17 protein-coding genes are annotated in these 17,335 nt (G+C 61.4%); 10 read left to right on the top strand and 7 right to left on the bottom strand.

The annotated features are described in order from the left end of the window. The first annotated feature begins 206 nt into the window (after nt 1-206). The 4 genes from dnaK (at nt 207) to OB03_RS04525 (ending at nt 5,289) form a co-directional block, all read left to right on the top strand. Nucleotides 207-2,105, top strand: coding sequence for a molecular chaperone DnaK (gene dnaK, locus OB03_RS04540; RefSeq protein WP_461343347.1), 1,899 nt, complete (start codon nt 207-209; stop codon nt 2,103-2,105). 303 nt (nt 2,106-2,408) lie between these two features. Next, nucleotides 2,409-3,617 (top strand): molecular chaperone DnaJ, encoded by a 1,209-nt coding sequence (gene dnaJ, locus OB03_RS04535; protein WP_461343346.1) that lies wholly within the window; start codon nt 2,409-2,411, stop codon nt 3,615-3,617. Beyond that, entirely contained in the window at nt 3,614-4,363 is a 750-nt protein-coding gene (gene dapB, locus OB03_RS04530; protein WP_461343345.1) for a 4-hydroxy-tetrahydrodipicolinate reductase, read from the top strand. The genes dnaJ and dapB overlap by 4 nt, the downstream gene beginning before the upstream one ends. Nucleotides 4,364-4,377: 14 nt before the next feature. After that, nucleotides 4,378-5,289: a DMT family transporter gene (locus OB03_RS04525; protein WP_242912455.1), complete on the top strand. Its 912-nt coding sequence runs from the start codon at nt 4,378-4,380 to the stop codon at nt 5,287-5,289. Here OB03_RS04525 and OB03_RS04520 read toward each other — a convergent pair whose 3' ends face one another. The 3 genes from OB03_RS04520 to coaBC are packed head-to-tail and all read right to left on the bottom strand — an operon-like array spanning nt 5,290 to nt 7,430. Further along, a complete protein-coding gene (locus OB03_RS04520) occupies nt 5,290-5,697 on the bottom strand; it encodes a BLUF domain-containing protein (protein ID WP_242912454.1) in 408 nt (135 codons plus the stop codon). A gap of 48 nt (nt 5,698-5,745) precedes the next feature. After that, nucleotides 5,746-6,195: a dUTP diphosphatase gene (dut, locus tag OB03_RS04515; protein WP_242912453.1), complete on the bottom strand. Its 450-nt coding sequence runs from the start codon at nt 6,193-6,195 to the stop codon at nt 5,746-5,748. Then, nucleotides 6,192-7,430: a bifunctional phosphopantothenoylcysteine decarboxylase/phosphopantothenate--cysteine ligase CoaBC gene (gene coaBC / locus OB03_RS04510; protein WP_461343344.1), complete on the bottom strand. Its 1,239-nt coding sequence runs from the start codon at nt 7,428-7,430 to the stop codon at nt 6,192-6,194. Before coaBC ends, dut begins: the two co-directional genes overlap by 4 nt. Nucleotides 7,431-7,545: 115 nt before the next feature. Between coaBC and OB03_RS04505 the strand changes: the two genes are divergently transcribed. After that, a complete protein-coding gene (locus OB03_RS04505) occupies nt 7,546-8,049 on the top strand; it encodes an S-type pyocin family protein (RefSeq protein ID WP_461343343.1) in 504 nt (167 codons plus the stop codon). Nucleotides 8,050-8,052: 3 nt separating this feature from the next. On the opposite strand, the gene OB03_RS04500 is transcribed toward OB03_RS04505, so the two are convergent. After that, entirely contained in the window at nt 8,053-8,916 is an 864-nt protein-coding gene (locus tag OB03_RS04500) for a glutamate racemase (protein WP_461343342.1), read from the bottom strand. Nucleotides 8,917-9,033: 117 nt separating this feature from the next. Between OB03_RS04500 and OB03_RS04495 the strand changes: the two genes are divergently transcribed. Together OB03_RS04495 and OB03_RS04490 are read left to right on the top strand one after the other, a co-directional pair. Then, nucleotides 9,034-11,205, top strand: coding sequence for a M3 family metallopeptidase (locus OB03_RS04495; protein WP_427846558.1), 2,172 nt, complete (start codon nt 9,034-9,036; stop codon nt 11,203-11,205). A 96-nt stretch (nt 11,206-11,301) separates the two neighbouring features. After that, complete coding sequence (locus OB03_RS04490; RefSeq protein ID WP_242912448.1) at nt 11,302-12,267, top strand: magnesium and cobalt transport protein CorA; 966 nt, start codon at nt 11,302-11,304, stop codon at nt 12,265-12,267. 119 nt (nt 12,268-12,386) lie between these two features. Here the strand turns inward: OB03_RS04490 and OB03_RS04485 are convergent, their stop codons facing one another. After that, a complete protein-coding gene (locus tag OB03_RS04485; RefSeq protein ID WP_242912447.1) occupies nt 12,387-12,689 on the bottom strand; it encodes a UrcA family protein in 303 nt (100 codons plus the stop codon). 532 nt (nt 12,690-13,221) lie between these two features. On the opposite strand from OB03_RS04485, the gene ffh reads away from it, so the two are divergent. The 3 genes from ffh to rimM all read left to right on the top strand — a co-directional run bounded on the left by ffh (nt 13,222) and on the right by rimM (nt 15,870). After that, entirely contained in the window at nt 13,222-14,742 is a 1,521-nt protein-coding gene (ffh, locus tag OB03_RS04480) for a signal recognition particle protein (protein ID WP_242912446.1), read from the top strand. A gap of 25 nt (nt 14,743-14,767) precedes the next feature. Beyond that, the gene (gene rpsP, locus OB03_RS04475; protein ID WP_461343341.1) at nt 14,768-15,241 is read left to right on the top strand and encodes a 30S ribosomal protein S16; all 474 of its coding nucleotides are present in this window, start codon (nt 14,768-14,770) and stop codon (nt 15,239-15,241) included. 101 nt (nt 15,242-15,342) lie between these two features. After that, nucleotides 15,343-15,870, top strand: a complete 528-nt coding sequence (gene rimM / locus OB03_RS04470) for a ribosome maturation factor RimM (RefSeq protein WP_242912444.1) — start codon at nt 15,343-15,345, stop codon at nt 15,868-15,870. Nucleotides 15,871-15,928: 58 nt separating this feature from the next. Here the strand turns inward: rimM and OB03_RS04465 are convergent, their stop codons facing one another. After that, nucleotides 15,929-16,102: a YegP family protein gene (locus OB03_RS04465; RefSeq protein ID WP_242912443.1), complete on the bottom strand. Its 174-nt coding sequence runs from the start codon at nt 16,100-16,102 to the stop codon at nt 15,929-15,931. An 89-nt stretch (nt 16,103-16,191) separates the two neighbouring features. Next, nucleotides 16,192-17,335: benzoate/H(+) symporter BenE family transporter (locus tag OB03_RS04460; RefSeq protein ID WP_461343340.1), on the bottom strand; the 1,144-nt coding region annotated here is incomplete at its 5' end.

Below are 17,335 nucleotides of genomic sequence, written 5' to 3'. Positions count from 1 at the left end.
GCCCTTGCAGCCGCTAGGGACTTTCCCATATCCGACTGCGAACGGTCACGAACCGGTCGTGGTTTCACGACGGATCGGCCAATCTGATTTAACCTGCTGATCCGGCCTTGCCGGTGAGGCGTCTCAAGCCCAACTGGGGGCGGTCAAGCGCGGCGCTTTTGAAGGCCGCCGCATCGCCCGCCGCAAGGAGTGAAATAGACAAGGCCATGGCCAAGATTATCGGCATCGACCTCGGCACCACCAACTCGTGCGTCGCCGTCATGGACGGCAGCAACCCCAAGGTCATCGAAAACGCCGAAGGCGCTCGCACCACCCCGTCGGTGGTCGCGATCCAGGACGGCGGTGAAGTTCTGGTGGGTCAGCCTGCCAAGCGTCAGGCTGTGACCAACCCGGCCAACACCTTCTTCGCGATCAAGCGCCTGATCGGCCGCAATTTCGACGATCCGGTGGTGGCCAAGGACAAGGGCATGGTGCCCTTTGAAATCACCAAGGGCCCGAACGGCGACGCCTGGGTCAAGGCCCACGGCAAGGACTACTCGCCGCAACAGGTTTCGGCCTACACCCTGACCAAGATGAAGGAAGCCGCAGAGGCTTACCTGGGTGAAACCGTCACCCAGGCCGTCATCACGGTTCCGGCCTACTTCAACGACGCCCAGCGTCAGGCCACCAAGGACGCCGGCAAGATCGCCGGCCTTGAAGTCCTGCGTATCATCAACGAGCCGACCGCAGCCGCTCTGGCCTATGGTCTGGACAAGAACGACGGTCAGAAGATCGCCGTTTACGACCTCGGCGGTGGTACCTTCGACGTCTCGATCCTCGAGATCGGCGATGGCGTCTTCGAAGTGAAGTCGACCAACGGCGACACCTTCCTCGGTGGTGAAGACTTCGACCTGCGTCTGGTCGACTACCTCGCCGACGAGTTCAAGAAGGAGCAGGGCGTCGACCTGCGTCAGGACAAGCTGGCTCTGCAGCGCCTGAAGGAAGAGGCCGAAAAGGCCAAGAAGGAACTGTCCTCGACCACCCAGTACGAGGTCAACCTGCCGTTCATCACCATGAACGCTTCGGGCCCGCTGCACCTGAACATCAAGCTGTCGCGCGCCAAGCTGGAAGCTCTGGTCGAAGACCTGATCACCCGTACGATCGAGCCGTGCAAGAAGGCTCTGGCCGACGCCGGCCTGAAGGCTTCGGACATCGACGAAGTGGTTCTGGTCGGTGGTATGACCCGCATGCCTGCGGTTCAGGAAGCCGTGAAGAAATACTTCGGCAAAGAGCCGCACAAGGGTGTGAACCCTGACGAAGTCGTGGCTCTGGGCGCTGCTGTTCAGGCTGGCGTTCTGCAAGGCGACGTCAAGGACGTGCTGCTGCTGGACGTAACCCCGTTGACCCTGGGCATCGAGACCCTGGGTGGCGTGTTCACCCCGCTGATCGAGCGCAACACCACCATCCCGACCAAGAAGGCTCAGGTCTTCTCGACCGCCGAAGACAACCAGTCGGCTGTGACCATCCGCGTGTTCCAAGGCGAACGCCCGATGGCCGCAGACAACAAGATGCTCGGCCAGTTCGACCTGATGGGCATTCCACCGGCACCGCGCGGCATGCCGCAGATCGAGGTTGCCTTCGACATCGACGCCAACGGCATCGTGCACGTCACGGCCAAGGACAAGGCGACGAACAAAGAGCACTCGATCCGCATTCAGGCCAATGGCGGCCTGTCGGACTCGGACATCGAGCAAATGGTCAAGGAAGCTGAAGCCAACGCTGCAGCGGACAAGGCCCGTAAGGAACTGGTTGAAGCTGTTAACTCGGCCGATGCTCTGATCCACTCGACCGAGAAGGCTATGTCGGAACACGGCGACAAGGTTGGCGAAGCTGAAAAGACCGCCATCCAGACCGCTATCGACGAGCTGAAGTCGGCCAAGGAAGGCACCGATCCGGAGCCGATCCGCGAGAAGACTAACGCTCTGGCCCAAGCTTCGATGAAGCTGGGTGAAGCCATGTACTCTGCCCAGCAGGGTGGCGAGGGTGCAGCCGAACAGCCGGCTGACGATGGCGTGGTCGATGCCGAGTTCGAGGAAGTCTCGGACGACGCCGACAAGAAGTCCTGATCCTTCGGGGCTAGGTGAAGAGATGGCCCCGCTTGCCAAACGGTAGGCGGGGTCTTTCTTGGAAAAGTTGCCCTATCGCCCGTCGGGCTACATGAGGGCAGTTAGTAAGTTGTCCTACCGCCCTTCGGGCTACATGAGGACATTATCTGTGAGATCCCTTGAGGCCCTGCCGGGTAGCTCGGGTCAGTTTCACAACTTGCATCATTCGATCCGGCACCCAATGTCTGCTGGATCAATCCGTACGCTGACGGGCTGGATCAACGGTCCGCAGGGGCGGCGAGAAGGTAAGAGGACGAACGCCTGATGGCGCAACGTGACTATTACGAAATCCTCGGGGTGGAGCGGACGATCGACGCCGCAGGCCTCAAGAGTGCGTATCGCAAGCTGGCGATGCAGCACCACCCCGACCGCAACGGTGGCTCCGAAGAGTCTGTTGCCAAATTCAAAGAGATTTCCGAAGCCTATTCGGTGCTGTCTGACGACGACAAGCGTGCCGCCTATGACCGCTACGGCCACGCAGGCGTGAATGGCGGTGCCGGTGGCGGCAACCCGTTCGGTCAAGGCAGCGGCCAAGGCTTCCACGACATCAACGACATCTTCAGCCAGGTCTTCGGCGACGCGTTCGGCGATGCCTTTGGCGGCGGTGGTCGTGGTCGCTCCAGCAACGGCCCGCGCCGTGGCTCGGACCTGCGCTACGACATGGAGATCACCCTCGAGCAGGCCTATCAGGGTGCCGAGGTCGAGATTTCCGTCCCCACCACTATGACTTGCGAGCCGTGCGAAGGTTCCGGTGCCAAGGCTGGCAGCAAGCCGACCATTTGCTCGACCTGCGGCGGTGCTGGCCGTGTCCGTCAGGCCAATGGCTTCTTCCAGGTCGAACGCACCTGCCCGCGTTGCGGCGGCTCGGGCGAGATGATCACCGACCCGTGCCCGGAATGCCGTGGTCACGGTCAGGTCCGCAAGACCCGCCGTCTGTCGCTGAAGATCCCTGCCGGTGTCGATGACGGATCGCGCATCCGCCTGACGGGCGAGGGCGAGGCCGGACAGCGCGGCGGTCCGCGTGGCGACCTTTATGTCTTCCTGTCCGTCTTGCCGCACGAACTGTTCGAACGTGACAACCTCGATCTTCTGGTCACCGTTCCGGTGCCGATGACGGTTGCCGCGCTGGGCGGCTCGGTCGACGCACCTTGTCTTGTTTCGACCGCCTGTGACGGTGCCTGCCGTCAGCCGGTCGATGTTCCGGCAGGCTCACAGACGGGCAAGACCGTTCGGATCAAGGGCAAGGGTATGCCCCACCTGCACGGGCGTACGCGTGGCGACCTCGTGGTCGAACTGTTCGTGGAAACACCCACAGATCTTACGGCGCGCCAGAAGGAACTTATGCAGGAACTGGCCGCTTCTCTCGGCGAAAAACAGACACCCCGAAACACCAGTTTCGCTGGCAAGGCCAAGCGTTTCTGGGCAGATATCATGGGTGCTGAAACCGACGGTTCGAAAGAAGACGCTGCGTGAGTGAAATTTTCCACGCCGGTATATCCGGTTATAGGGGCCGCATGGGCCGTGCGGTCTCCAATGTACTGGATGCACGTTCGGATGTGGTTGTGGCTGCACGCTTCGACCGTGGTGACACGGTTGATCTGAAGCTGTGCGACGTCATCATCGACTTTTCGACGCCCGAGGCTTCGGTCGCCTTGGCGCAAGCCTGTGCCGAAGCAGGCGGACCGGCGTTGGTTATCGGCTCGACCGGACTGAATGAAGAGCAAGAAGCGCTGATCGAAGCGGCAGCCGAAAAGGTCGCCATCGTCAAAAGCGGCAACTTCTCGCTGGGCGTGAACATGTTGATCGGTCTGGTCCGCAATGCCGCCCAGCGCCTTGATGGTGCTGACTGGGATATCGAAATCACCGAGGCCCATCACCGTCGCAAGGTCGACAGTCCTTCAGGCACTGCCCTGATGCTGGGCGAGGCGGCAGCCGATGGGCGTCGCGGTGAACTTTCCGAACTGCGCACAGCCCCTTATGACGGCGTCCAGGGTCCACGCGAGAGCGGCAAGATCGGCTTCTCCACCATCCGTGGCGGCGGCATTACCGGCGAGCACACCGTGATGTTCGCCTCCGAGGACGAGGTCCTCAGCCTGTCGCACTCTGCCATCGACCGCAGCCTGTTCGCCAAGGGCGCGGTGGCCGCTGCCGCATGGGTTCGCAATCGCCAGCCCGGTCTTTACGACATGCAGGACGTGCTCGGCTTCCGTCAGGCCTGAGGGCTTCGGGAGATATGGTCAAATCGGGTTCCAGCTACGGCATCATGCTCCGCGCCGCCTCGGCGCTGTGCTTTTCGCTGAGCTTCGGCCTGATGAAATGGGGCGCGACTCTGGAGCCTGTGGCCGCCAGCGAGATGGTTTTCTACCGCGCCCTGTTCGGTCTTCCGGTGGTTCTCTTATGGATCGTCGGCCAGAAGACCGGCCTTGATGCGATCAAAACCAAGCGCCCGCTCGTTCACCTGTGGCGTTGCGCGCTCGGGGTCTCGGGTATTTTCCTGATCTTCGAGGGCATTAAACATCTGGCCTTGGCCGATGCGACGACCATCGGCTTCACCGCCCCGATCTTTGCCACTTTGCTTTCTATCCTGTTCCTGAAGGAAAAAGTGGGCCTGCATCGCTGGGTCGCCATTCTGATCGGCTTCATAGGCGTGATGGTGGTGGTGCGTCCGGGGGCAGCAGGAGCTCCGCCGCTTGTCGGGTTGCTGTTTGCGCTGTGCGGGGCCTTTGTGGCCGCCTCGGTCACCGTGACGTTACGACAGTTGGGAAAAACCGAGAGTGCGACTTCGATTGTCTTCTGGTTCTTTATCGCCTGCGCGGTCGCAGGCGGCACTGTGGCGCTGTTCAACGGCCATCCCCACACCCTGGCCGTCATGGCGATATTGGCGGCGGGAGGCCTTACGGGGGGCTTTGCCCAGATGCTGATGACCAACTCGTTGCGACATGCGCCGGTGTCGACGCTGGCACCGCTAGATTATCTACAAATGGTGGGCGCGGTGCTGCTGGGCTGGATGCTGATGTCGGACGTGCCTACGACCGCAACATTGGCTGGCGCGTCGTTGATTGCCGCCAGCGGCCTCTATACGGCATGGCGCGAGCGCGTACGCCATCGCGAGATCACCCCACCGAGCGCCAACGCGAGCGTTTAGTCAGGCGTTTTCGGGGATCATTTCCAGCAACAACCTGCGCCACGGCTGGACGCTGGATGGGGGATTGCTGGCAAGCGTGCGCAGATCGCGGCGCAGCGGGTGATCCAGCGGGGGTGTCACCATCGCCCATGACACGGCGTTTTTGGTCGGGATTTTCTCGCGCGCGACCACGCGGATGTCCTCGTGACGCTCGTCAAAATGGAGATGGATCATCAGAAGATCGAGCGCCGCAGGTGCCCCTTCCAGCATCTGGAAGAAGTAGCCGTTCTCGTGCACCAGTACGCCGGTGATCTGTGCGCTCTTGTTACGGAACGCAGAAACCGCGACGAGATCCTCCAACTGTGCTTCGAGCGCAGCTTGGTCGAGGGTGCATCGACTGATGTAGACCAGACATTCCAGATTTTTCATCACGCCAATACACCCCCCGATCGACCCGAGAGAGTTCGATCTTTCAGGCTATTTGCCTGTCGAACCGAACCCTCCCTCGCCACGTAGGGTCTCGTCAAGGGTATCCGTAACAACGATATGACATTGTTCGTGTCGCGCGATGACCATTTGAGCAATTCGCTCGCCGCGACGGATTTCAAACGACACCTGACCGTGGTTGATCAAGATGACGCCAAGTTCTCCACGATAGTCGCTGTCGATTGTGCCGGGCGAATTCAGGGTCGTGATACCGTGCTTCAGTGCCAAACCTGAACGCGGACGCACTTGCGCCTCAAAGCCGGGTTCAAGAGCGATCTTCAAACCCGTAGGTACCAGAACCCGCGCACCGGGTTGCAGGGTGATCACTTCGTCCGCACCAATCGCTGCGCGAAGGTCCATCCCCGCTGACCCCGGCGTCTCATAGGCCGGAAGTGCCAGACCTTCGGCGTGCGGCAGGGGCAGGATACGCAAGGTGCTCATTGAGGATTTGCCTTGAAGTGTTCGACGATATGTTGGGCCAGACGGTTGGCGATGTCGGTTTTGGACTGACGCGCCCAATTTTCGCTGCCGTCGCGGGTAAACAGGGTGACGGCATTGCCGTCCGAGCCAAAGACGTCCTGGCTGACGTCATTACCGACAATCCAGTCACAGCCCTTGCGCGACAGCTTGGCCTTCGCATTGGCCTCGAGGTCCGATGTCTCGGCGGCAAAACCGATGACCAGCTTGGGTCGCGACGGACCCGATTTGGAAACGGCTGCCAGAATATCCGGATTTTCGATCAGTTGCAGGGCAGGGGGGCCGCCGCCTGGCACCTTTTTGATCTTGCCGGTGGCTACACCGTCAACACGCCAGTCGGCGACCGCAGCGCTCATGACGGCAATATCGACGGGAGATGATTTCAACTCGCCCTCTACCGCGGCCAGCATCTCGGTCGCGGCTTCCACCGGAATGCGGCGCACACCTGCGGGCGGGTTCAGAAAGACCGGACCCGACACCAGAGTGACCTCGGCCCCCAACTCGGCCAGTGCGGCGGCGACGGCATAGCCCTGTTTGCCGCTGGAGCGGTTGGTCAGGCCGCGAACGGGGTCGATGGCCTCAAAGGTAGGGCCTGCGGTGATGACAGCCTTGCGTCCGGCCAAGGGCTTGCTGTCCGACAGCGCGGCCGCAATGGCATCAAGGATAGCGGCCGGTTCGGCCATGCGGCCAAACCCGAACTCCCCACATGCCATTTCGCCCTGATCTGGACCAACGAAGGCACCGCGGTGAAATCCGTCAAACGATTTGAGCTTGGAGACATTGGCTTGAACCGCTGGATGTTCCCACATCCGCACATTCATAGCCGGTGCCCACAGGGTCTTCTTGTCGGTCGCCAAAAGGGTCGTCGAGGCCAGATCGTCGGCCATGCCATTGGCAGCCTTGGCTATCAGCCCCGCTGTCGCCGGGGCCACCACAACCAGATCGGCCCAGCGCGACAGTTCGATGTGTCCCATCGCCGTTTCGTCTTCGGGCATGAACAGGTCTTGGCGAACCGGATGTCCGCTGAGCGCGGCCAGAGACATAGGGGTGACAAACTCTGCGCCAGCCTTGGTCAGCAGGGTCATAACCTCACCGCCGGACTTCTTGATCAGTCGCACCAACTCCAGCGACTTATAGGCAGCGATACCGCCACCAATGATCAGCAGAACGCGGCGGCCAAGAAGGGTCGGATTGCTCATAGTGCGTGTTTAGACGCCGAACATGACCGCGTCGAGACAAGCCTTCGGTCCCGAGCGTTGCCATATCCCCAAATATCCTATTAAGAATAACGTTGATATTCAGGGGGTGGGTGTAGTGAAAAAACGAGTGGTTATCGGGGCGACTGTATTCGTGGCCCTTGGTCTTGTGGCTTGCGACAACGGGGGCTCGGCGGTCGAAACGCGAGAACGCCCCCAGGCGCTGGCGGCTGTAGAAACAGCACAGATCCCGGCACCGGCGCCCGTGGTGCAGACGCCCGCCCCCGCCAATGCTCCGGCAGAAGCCGCCGTTGTTCTGACCTCCAATCGCAGCGAAACTGCGGGGGCCAAAGCGGTGCGACTGTTTGAGCGTAACGGTGCCGATTTCGGCTCGACCAGCGCCGAGGACTATCTGGCCAAGGCCAAGCAGTTCACCAAGTCACCTCCTGCTGATGCCGAGAAAATCAGCAGACCCAACGGCGACGTGCTGATCTATCAGGCGCGCACCAACACCTTCGCCGTCGTGGACAAGCGCGGGGTCGTCCGCACCATGTTCAAACCCTCGAACGGTGCCGACTACTGGGAACGGCAGAAGTCGACCGCCGGAAGCTTTAACCGCTAAGGCTTATGCGGCGTCGAACGTAAGAGGCGCACCCCAGAACTGGGCGATGAGGTCCGACTGCGGTCCCGGCTGGCCGGTGGTCAGGAAGGTGCGACGTCCGGTATTGCCCAGATCATATTCGGGGTGACGCTCGAAATAACGTTCCAGACTGTCGGCTACAGCGGTGGGCTGGCTGATGACCTGCACACCCTCGGGCAGAGTCTCTGCGAACAGATTGGCGACGATCTCGTAGTGGGTGCAGCCCAGAATGGCCTTGTCCGGATGGCGACCGATGCGACGACGCAGCGAGTCCACATGGTCCCGCACGACCACGCGCAGCTCTTCCTCCGGTGCGCCTAGTTCGATCAGACCCGCGAGACCGGGGCAGGGCTCGGTAAAGACGGCAAGGTCGGTGCGGCGCTTGTCGATCTCGATCTCGTACACGCGGCTCATGGCAGTGGCAGCGGTGCAGAAGATGCCGGTGATGTCGATGGCTTCTTTCTTCTCGCCCTCGAGGCGACCGTCACGCTCGGCCTCATAGGACCAGGGCAGGCCGGTGGCGGCTTCGATAGTCGGCACGATGATACCCAGCACATTGACCGGACGGCTCAGCTCTTCGCGAAGACCGGGGATCCATGTCTGTTGCAGGCGGCGTAGTGCGATGGCCGAAGCCGTATTGCACGCCAGAACCACCACAGAGGCACCCGCGCGGAACAGGGTCTCGCAACCTTTGCGCGTCAGCTCGACGATTTCTTCGCCGCCACGCCCGCCATAAGGCGCATTGGCCTGGTCGCCCAAATAGATGAAATCCCGCTCCGCAAATCGGGACACGAGTTCACGGTGGACCGTCAGTCCACCCACGCCGGAGTCAAAAACGCCTATCGCCATATGCGGCCTTTAGACCTCAAGGGTTTCGCCGTCCATCACTTCGCATTACACCCAAGTCGTAATCGCCGCGATCTCTGGATAGCGCGCGTATGATTTAATCAGGTTGGGAGAGACCGGATGCACAGACGCCACCTTCTTATCGGAGGCGCCAGCCTCTTTGCTCTGGCTGGCTGCGCCGCAGCAGGAACGGATTTGGGGGGCTCGATGAGCCAAGCCGCATCGGCGAACGAGATCGCCGTCGCCCGCGCTGTTTTGCCGACCACCGCGCCGAAGGCTGAACTACTGCAAGTCTGGACCGGCCCGTTCGAAGGCGTGCCGCCGTGGGACAAGGTCACCCCGGCCAAGCTGCGCGAAGCCATCATCGAAGGCATCGAACTGCGCCGTGCCGAAATCAACGCCATCGCCAACAATCCGGAACCGGCGACCTTCGCCAACACCTCGGTGGCGATGCAGCTGTCGGGTGAGGCGCTGGGCCGGTCAATGGCCCTGTTCGGCGTCATGACCTCGAACATTGGCTCGGCCGATTTCCGCACGCTTGAGCGCGAACTGTCGCCGATGCTGTCGGCTGCCAGCGACGAAACGACCTTCAACGAAGCTCTGTTCGCCCGCATCAAGCACGTTCACGAAACGGCCGCTGCTGCCGGCCTGAGCGCTGAACAGGCCCGTATCGCCGAGCGTTCGTACAACAGCTTCGTGCGCAACGGTGCGGCACTGAACGCTGCCGGCAAGGCAGAACTGGGCCGTATCAACACCGCCCTGTCGAACGCCTTCACCACCTTCGGCCAGAAGGTTGTCGAGGACGAAAAGACCTACATCCACGTCACTGACGAAGCCAAGCTGGCGGGTCTGTCGGCAGGCGACAAGGCCGCGGCGGCGGCTGCTGCACGCGCCAACAACCTGAGCGGCTGGGCGATCACCAACACCCGCTCCAGCGTGGATCCCTTCCTGTCGTTCGGTGACGACCGCGCCATGCGCGAACAGGTCTGGCGTAAATTCGTCAACCGCGGCGACAATGGCGATGCGAACGACACCAACGCCACCATCGCCCAGATCGTCGCCCTGCGTGACCAGCGCGCCAAGCTGCTGGGCTTCAAGAACCACGCCGAATGGCGCATGCAGGACACCATGGCCAAGACCCCGGCGGCGGCCATGGAACTGATGGAACGCGTCTGGGCTCCGGCCAAGGCCCGCGTCGCCGAAGAAGTCGCTGACATGAAGGCGATTGCCGGTCACGACATCGAGCCGTGGGACTATCTGTACTACGCAGAGAAGGTCCGTAAGGCGAAGTACGACCTCGACCAGAACGAGATCAAACCGTACCTCGAACTGAACAACGTCAAGCGCGGCGCCTTCTACATGGCCGAGCGCCTGTACGGCTTCACCTTCCACAAGATCACCGACGGTTCGGTGCCGGTCTTCCATCCGGACGTCGAAGTGTTCGAGGTCAAGAACAAGTCGGACGGCTCGCACGTCGGCCTGTTCTATTCGGACGACTTCGCCCGTCCGGGCAAGCGTTCGGGCGCATGGGCGACGACCTATCGCTCATACTCGTCGTATGACGGCGTGAAGAATGTTCTGGCCTCGAACAACAACAACTTCATCAAGGCTCCGTCGGGCCCGCTGCTGATCTCGCTGGACGATGCTGAGACCCTGTTCCACGAGTTCGGCCATGCCCTGCACTCGCTGTCGTCCAAGGTCCGCTATCCGGCTCTGGCCGGTACGCCGCGCGACTACGTCGAATATCCGTCGCAGGTTCACGAGCACTGGGTGCTGTCGCGTCCGATCATCGACGGCTTCCTCAAGCACGTCGAAACCGGCCAGCCGATGCCGCAAGCGCTAGTCGAGAAGATCGAGGCCGCCTCGACCTTCAATCAGGGCTACGCCACGGTGTCCTACCTGTCGTCGGCTCTGGTCGACATGGACCTGCACACCCAGGCGACCCCGCCGACCGACATCGACGCTTTCGAGCGTGAATCCCTCGCACGCCTCGGCATGCCGAAGGAGATCGTGATGCGTCACCGTCTGCCGCAGTTCAACCACCTGTTCACCTCGGATGCCTACTCGGCAGGCTACTATTCCTACCTGTGGTCCGAAGTGATGGACGCTGACACCTGGGCCTATTTCGAAGAGTCCGGAGACGTGTTCAATCCGGTGATCGGTGCCAAGTACAAGGAGATCATCCTGTCCGAAGGCAACACCACGGATCGCGGCGAAGCCTACCGCCGCTTCCGTGGCCGTAACCCGGATGTGGCTGCCCTTCTGAAGGTGCGTGGCTTCCCGACCCACTAAGTCGGAATGACCATATGAACGGCCGGTGGATGTCTTCACCGGCCGTTCTCTTTTGCGCAAAGGCGGCGTAGCGTCGGGCAAACCTAAGGGCCTGCCATGACTGTCGTCGCCTCATATGTTTATCGAAACGGCAAGCGGGTGCGGGAAGCGCCCCTGACCCCCGAAGGTCTGGCCCTCGGTGACGGCGAGTTCGTCTGGATCGGTCTGTTCGAGCCCACGACCGAGGAAATGGAGGCGCTGGTCCAGCGGTTTCAACTGCACCACCTCGCCGTCGAGGACAGCCTGACCGCGCACCAACTCCCCAAGCTCGAGGTTTATGGCACCGGTCTGTTTGTGGTCACGCGAACGGCGCGCGAGCATGATGACGAGATCATCTACGGCGAGACGCATATCTTTCTGGGAAAGAACTACGTCATCACCATCCGGCACGGATCGGCGCGCGGACATACCCAGCTCAGGCAACAGCTGGAGGCCGCGCCACTTCTTCTGCGACACGGCCCGGACCTGATCCTTCATGGTGTTTTGGATTTCATCGTCGACGGCTATCTGCCGATCGTCGACGCGATCGAAGACAGGGTGCTGGAGTTCGAACAGACGACGCTAAATCGCTTCCTGTCCCGTCAGGACATCACGTCCCTGTTCCAGCTACGTCGCCAGCTGCTGAAGTTCACTCGTGTTCTCGGTCCGATGGAAGAATTGGCCAACCGCCTGGGCACTCTTGATTTGCCGGGCATCGACAAGGATGTCAGGCCCTATTTCAGGGACGTCACCGACCACGTCCGCCGGGTGTCCAGCAGGGCAGGGGGCTTGCGCGAAATCTTGTTGTCCGTGTTCGACCTGTCCAGCCTGCTCGAGCAGCAGCGCCAGGGTATCATCACCCGAAAGCTCGCGGCATGGGCGGCCATACTGGCGACCCCCACGGCGATCGCCGGCATCTACGGCATGAACTTCCAGCATATGCCTGAACTGAGCTGGACTTGGGGTTATCCGGCGGCTCTGCTGCTGATGCTGGCCGTGTGCAGCGGCCTTTACATCAGCTTCAAAAAGTCCGGCTGGCTTTAGGCATGAAAAAAAGGCACCGCCCGATTAGGGGCGATGCCTTTGCGTCCCGTCGATTGGAGGCGGGGAGACGGGACGGTTACTTAACCTTCTAGGACAACGCTTACAGACTAGCGGGAGCCTTACCCTTCGTTGGTACGATTGGCGGCGTATTCAATGGTGCGGGCCGAGCGCGACTGGACGTAGGCCATGCGCAGCGGCTCCGGCAGACGCTCAAGCGCTTCTTCACGAACGGCTTGCTTGCAGGACAGTCCGCGAAGCCCGCGCTGCTCACCGCAAAGCGTGCGGGCGGCCTTTCGCACGTCTTGCTCGAAGCGGGCGGCACCGGCGGGCGTGCCGATATCGTTGGTGCTGATGGTGATCTGGGCGTGGGCCGAGGTGGCCAGAAGAGCGGCGGCGGCCGCAAGCGATACGATCTTGATCATTGGGCGTTTCCAGCTTGTTGGAGTGGTCATCTGTACTGGCTGCCCTTGTGTCCCATGACGTTGAAGTTGAAATGACAGCGCTATGGTATAATTCGGACCAATCTATAATTCTTGCTCATGATTACTTATCTTACATGAAATCAATGCAATATTACCGTCATGTAATATCTCTAAATATGTTGCGGTGGCATCTGAATGCTCTTCTCGGTGGCTGCGGGACTCCTGAGTCGACACGGGCTTGAAAATGAGGCATAAGCCCCCACTTCCGGCGCAAGTGAAACTCGCGTCTCCACCTGCACGACAGCTCTTTGTTTGTTGTGCTACCGCGCTACCGCGCTACTTGAGCACGTTTTACAGGGCTCAGGTTTTGACGGTGGTCCTTGGGTCTTTCGGGGCTCAAGTAGGCCGATAGGCCGGTAGCTCCAGCATCGAGAACGAGGCAGGCGAGAACCCTCTGTCGACGTGTTACGTCCACAGAGGTCGTTGTCGTATGGAGCCGACCTAACCGCCCGCCATGGATTTGAGGTTTTGAATGTTTGATGCTCTGAACGAGCGGCTGACAGGCGTATTTGACCGGATTACCGGCCGCGGCGCGCTGTCCGAAAAGGACGTCGAAGAGGCCCTGCGCGAAGTTCGCGTGGCCCTGCTCGAAGCCGACGTTGCCCTGCCGGTCGTCAAGGACTTCATCAGCCGCGCCAAGGAACAGGCGACGGGCGAGGAAGTCATCCGTGCGGTTAAGCCCGCGGATCAGGTCATCAAGATCGTTTACGACGGCCTCGTCGAAATGCTGGGCGGCGAAGAGCCGGTTCCGCTGAACACCAATGCCACCCCGCCTGCGGTCATCCTGATGGCCGGTCTGCAAGGCTCGGGTAAGACCACCACCTCGGCCAAGCTGGCCCTGCGTCTGTCGAAGTTCGACCGCAAGAAGGTGATGATGGCCTCGCTAGACACCCGTCGTCCGGCCGCAATGGAACAGCTGGCCACGCTGGGCCAACAGATCGAAGTGGCGACCCTGCCGATCGTGGCGGGTGAAAGCGCCGTCCAGATCACCCGTCGCGCCCTGCAATCGGCAAAGCTGCAAGGCTTTGACGTCCTGATCCTCGACACTGCCGGCCGCATCACGCTCGACGAAGCGCTGATGAACGAAGTCGCCGAAGTGGCCGAGATCGCCAAGCCGATCGAGACCCTGCTGGTCGCCGACAGCCTGACTGGTCAGGACGCCGTGCGTACCGCATCGGCCTTTAACGAGCGTCTGCCGCTGACGGGTCTGATCCTGACCCGCGCGGACGGTGACGGCCGTGGCGGTGCCATGCTGTCGATGCGAGCCGTTACCGGCCTGCCGATCAAATACATGGGTGCCGGCGAAAAGGTCGACGCTCTGGATGTCTTTGACGCCCGCCGTGTCGCTGGCCGCATCCTCGGTCAGGGCGATATCGTCGCGCTGGTCGAAAAGGCTGCCGGTGAGCTGGATCAAGCCAAGGCCGAGAAGATGGCCCGCAAGCTGGCCAAGGGCCAGTTTGATCTGGACGATCTCGCAGGCCAACTGAACCAGATGAAGAAGATGGGCGGTCTGCAGGGCATCATGGGCCTGCTGCCGGGTGTCGCCAAGCTGAAGAACCAGATGGCCGACAACAACATCTCGGACAAGCTGATCGATCGCCAGCTGGCTGTCATCTCCTCGATGACAAAGGCCGAGCGAAAGAAACCCGACCTGCTGAACGCGAGCCGTAAAAAGCGTATCGCCGCCGGTTCGGGCGTAGAGGTTCAAGACATCAACCGTCTGCTCAAGCAGCACCGTCAGATGTCGGACATGGTCAAGTCGCTGTCCAAGGGCGGTGGCAAGAACCTGCAAAAGATGGCGGCCATGATGGGCGGTTTGCCCGGCATGGGCGGCGGCGGTGCCGACATGGCCCGCTTGAAAGCACTGGGCGGCGGCAAGATGCCGGAACCCAGCGCCGACGAATTGAAAGCCCTTCAGGACCGCATGGCCGGCCTGGGTGGCGGACAACTTCCGGGGGGGCTTCCGGGTCTTCCGGGCTTCCCCAAAAAATAACTGACTTTCCTAGAAAGAGACTAAAATGCTGAAGATCCGTCTGGCCCGTGGTGGCTCCAAGAAGCGTCCTTACTACCACATCGTGATCGCCGACGCCCGTTCGCCGCGCGATGGTAAGTTCCTCGAGAAGGTTGGCTCGTACAACCCGATGCTGCCGAAGGACGGCGAGACCCCGCGCGTTTCGCTGAAGGTCGAGCGCATCAACGAGTGGCTGGTCAAGGGCGCTCAGCCGACCGACCGCGTTGCTCGCTTCCTGTCGCAAGACGAAGTTCTGGGCGAAAAGGTCAAGTGGGTCCAGGGCAACAACCCGAAGAAGGGTACCCCGGGCAAGAAGGCTCAAGAACGCGTTGCTGAACGCGCTCAACGCGAAGCTGACCGTCTGGAAGCCGAAGCTGCTGCCAAGGCTGAAGCTGAAGCCGCTGCTGCTGCTGCCGCCGCTGCTCCGGCTGAAGAAGCCCCGGCTGCTGAAGGTGCTGCTGAAGAAACCACCGAAGCCTAATTCCGGCTTCATCGGTATCTTCGATGATTTAAGGAAGGCAGCGTCCGCAAGGGCGCTGCTTTTCTGCTATCTGGACGACAGTTGAACCAAGGAGCCCCGAGTTGAGCGGCGACGACAAATACATTCTGGTGGCCCAGATCGGCGGCGCATTCGGTGTGAAGGGCGAGGTGAAGATCACCGCCTATACCGCCGATGCCCAGTCGCTGAAGACCTATTCGCCCCTGCTGGATGCCAAGGGCCAGCCGGCGCTGACCATCATCTCGGCCCGTCCGGACAAACACGGTCTGGTCGCCAAGGTGAAAGAGCTAACCACCAAGGAAGAGGCGGACGCTGCGCGCGGCCGCAAGCTCTACGTCCACCGCGACCAACTGCCGGACACCGACGAGGACGAGTTCTACCTCACCGACCTAATCGGTCTGGAAGGCCGTGACGCTGACGACAAGGTCATCGGCAAGGTGAAGGCGGTTCAGAACTTCGGTGCCGACGATATGCTGGAGATCACTCCGGCCGAAGGCGGTCCGACGTGGTATCTGCCGTTCACCAAAGAGGCGGCCCCCGAGATCAAAATCGCCGAGGGCTGGCTGAGGGTCATTCGCCCTGTCGAGACCAGCGAGCGCGATCCGGACTAATTAAAGAGGGGGCGTCGGAGTGATCCGACGCCCCTTTTCTTGGCGCGAAAGCCGCAGCTTATGCGTCTTCGACCGGCGCATCGCCGACGTATTTTTTGATCGACTCGATGGCGCGCTTGGCTCCCGACTTGTCCGAATAGCCTTCGGTCGAGAAGATCACTTCCGAATTGTACTTAAAGCGCACGCGGTACTCGCCGGCTTTGTCCTGATAGACTTCGAACTTGTGAGCCATGGCTGTCTCCTTGGGGTGTCACCGTTATCGGTCGCTCGCCAAGGTGACATGTCCCCAAAGGCTGTAAAGCCCCCGAATGTAAAGCTTGGCTATGGGCGCTTGAAGACCAGCAAGGCCGCAAACCCGACCACCAGTCCCCAGAAGGCCGACCCGATACCCCACAGCGCCAGCCCTGATGCCGTGCAGACAAAGGTCAAGACGGCAGCCTCCCGGTGGGTGTCGTCCTTGTAAACACCCGCCAGCGCGCTGGTCAGCGGGGCCAGCAGCGCCAGCCCCGTCACGCTGGCCAGCACATGCGTAGGCATGGCGACAAAGAGTTGGACCAGCGGCGGGATAAACAGTGCGACGACCAGATAGAGCGCGCCATAGATAACGCCCACTTTCCAACGCTGGGTGGCATCAGGATGGGCATCGTCACCGGTGCAGATCGCGGCGGTGATGGCAGCCAGATTAACCCCGTGTGCTCCGAAAGGGGCGGTAAGCGTGCTGGATAGTCCGCCCCAGAAGATCAGCCTGTTGGCAGGCGGCTCATATCCTGCCGCCTTCAACACCACGAGGCCGGGAAGGTTCTGGGAGGCCAGGGTCACAAGATAGAGCGGAAGGGCCAGACTCACCGCTGCTTTCCAGCCAAAGATTGGCATCGTTGGCGACAGCCGCGTCAGCACACCTGCCTCCAGCGGCAGGGGCAACTGCCCCCGCCAAGCCAGTACGGCAAAAGCGCCGACCAGCACCGCAGGCACAGCCCATGTCGCGGCAAGCCTTTTCATTATCAGGAACAGGCCGATCAGGCCGATCACCAGAACGGGGTCAACCGGCACTGCCTGCAATAGCTTGATGCAGAAAGGCAGGAGCACGCCGGCCAACATGCCGGAGGCGATGCCCGAGGGAATGCGCCCCGCCATCCGGCCCAGAACCGGCACCAGTCCCGTCGCCACCATCATCAGGCCTGCCAGCACAAAGGCCCCGACAGCTGTTGCCCAGTCATATCCGGCGCTGGTTGCGGCCAGAAGCGCGGCCCCCGGCGTGGACCAAGCCATGACCACCGGCATCTTTAGCCGCCAGCTTAGAACCGCGCCTGTAACACCGATCCCGAGCGTCAGGGCCGCCAGCATGGAAATGATCTGGGCGGGCGAGGCCCCCAGGGTCTGTCCGGCCTGAACGACCAGAGCGACGGTGCCGCCAAATCCGACAACAACCGCGACCACAGCCGCAGAGAAGGACGCAGGCGGAAGG

This window comes from Brevundimonas sp. GN22, from assembly GCF_054824005.1.
This window is presented reverse-complemented; position numbering and strand designations above follow the sequence as displayed.

Bases quoted from the DNA above. Each gene is read 5' to 3' on its own strand.
- OB03_RS04500 (WP_461343342.1), bottom strand. From the start codon at position 8,916: ATGGCGATAGGCGTTTTTGACTCCGGCGTGGGTGGACTGACGGTCCAC.
- OB03_RS04525 (WP_242912455.1), top strand. From the start codon at position 4,378: ATGGTCAAATCGGGTTCCAGCTACGGCATCATGCTCCGCGCCGCCTCG.
- OB03_RS04520 (WP_242912454.1), bottom strand. From the start codon at position 5,697: ATGAAAAATCTGGAATGTCTGGTCTACATCAGTCGATGCACCCTCGAC.
- dnaK (WP_461343347.1), top strand. From the start codon at position 207: ATGGCCAAGATTATCGGCATCGACCTCGGCACCACCAACTCGTGCGTC.
- OB03_RS04465 (WP_242912443.1), bottom strand. From the start codon at position 16,102: ATGGCTCACAAGTTCGAAGTCTATCAGGACAAAGCCGGCGAGTACCGC.
- OB03_RS04495 (WP_427846558.1), top strand. From the start codon at position 9,034: ATGCACAGACGCCACCTTCTTATCGGAGGCGCCAGCCTCTTTGCTCTG.
- dut (WP_242912453.1), bottom strand. From the start codon at position 6,195: ATGAGCACCTTGCGTATCCTGCCCCTGCCGCACGCCGAAGGTCTGGCA.
- OB03_RS04490 (WP_242912448.1), top strand. From the start codon at position 11,302: ATGACTGTCGTCGCCTCATATGTTTATCGAAACGGCAAGCGGGTGCGG.
- dnaJ (WP_461343346.1), top strand. From the start codon at position 2,409: ATGGCGCAACGTGACTATTACGAAATCCTCGGGGTGGAGCGGACGATC.
- rpsP (WP_461343341.1), top strand. From the start codon at position 14,768: ATGCTGAAGATCCGTCTGGCCCGTGGTGGCTCCAAGAAGCGTCCTTAC.
- OB03_RS04485 (WP_242912447.1), bottom strand. From the start codon at position 12,689: ATGATCAAGATCGTATCGCTTGCGGCCGCCGCCGCTCTTCTGGCCACC.
- ffh (WP_242912446.1), top strand. From the start codon at position 13,222: ATGTTTGATGCTCTGAACGAGCGGCTGACAGGCGTATTTGACCGGATT.
- coaBC (WP_461343344.1), bottom strand. From the start codon at position 7,430: ATGAGCAATCCGACCCTTCTTGGCCGCCGCGTTCTGCTGATCATTGGT.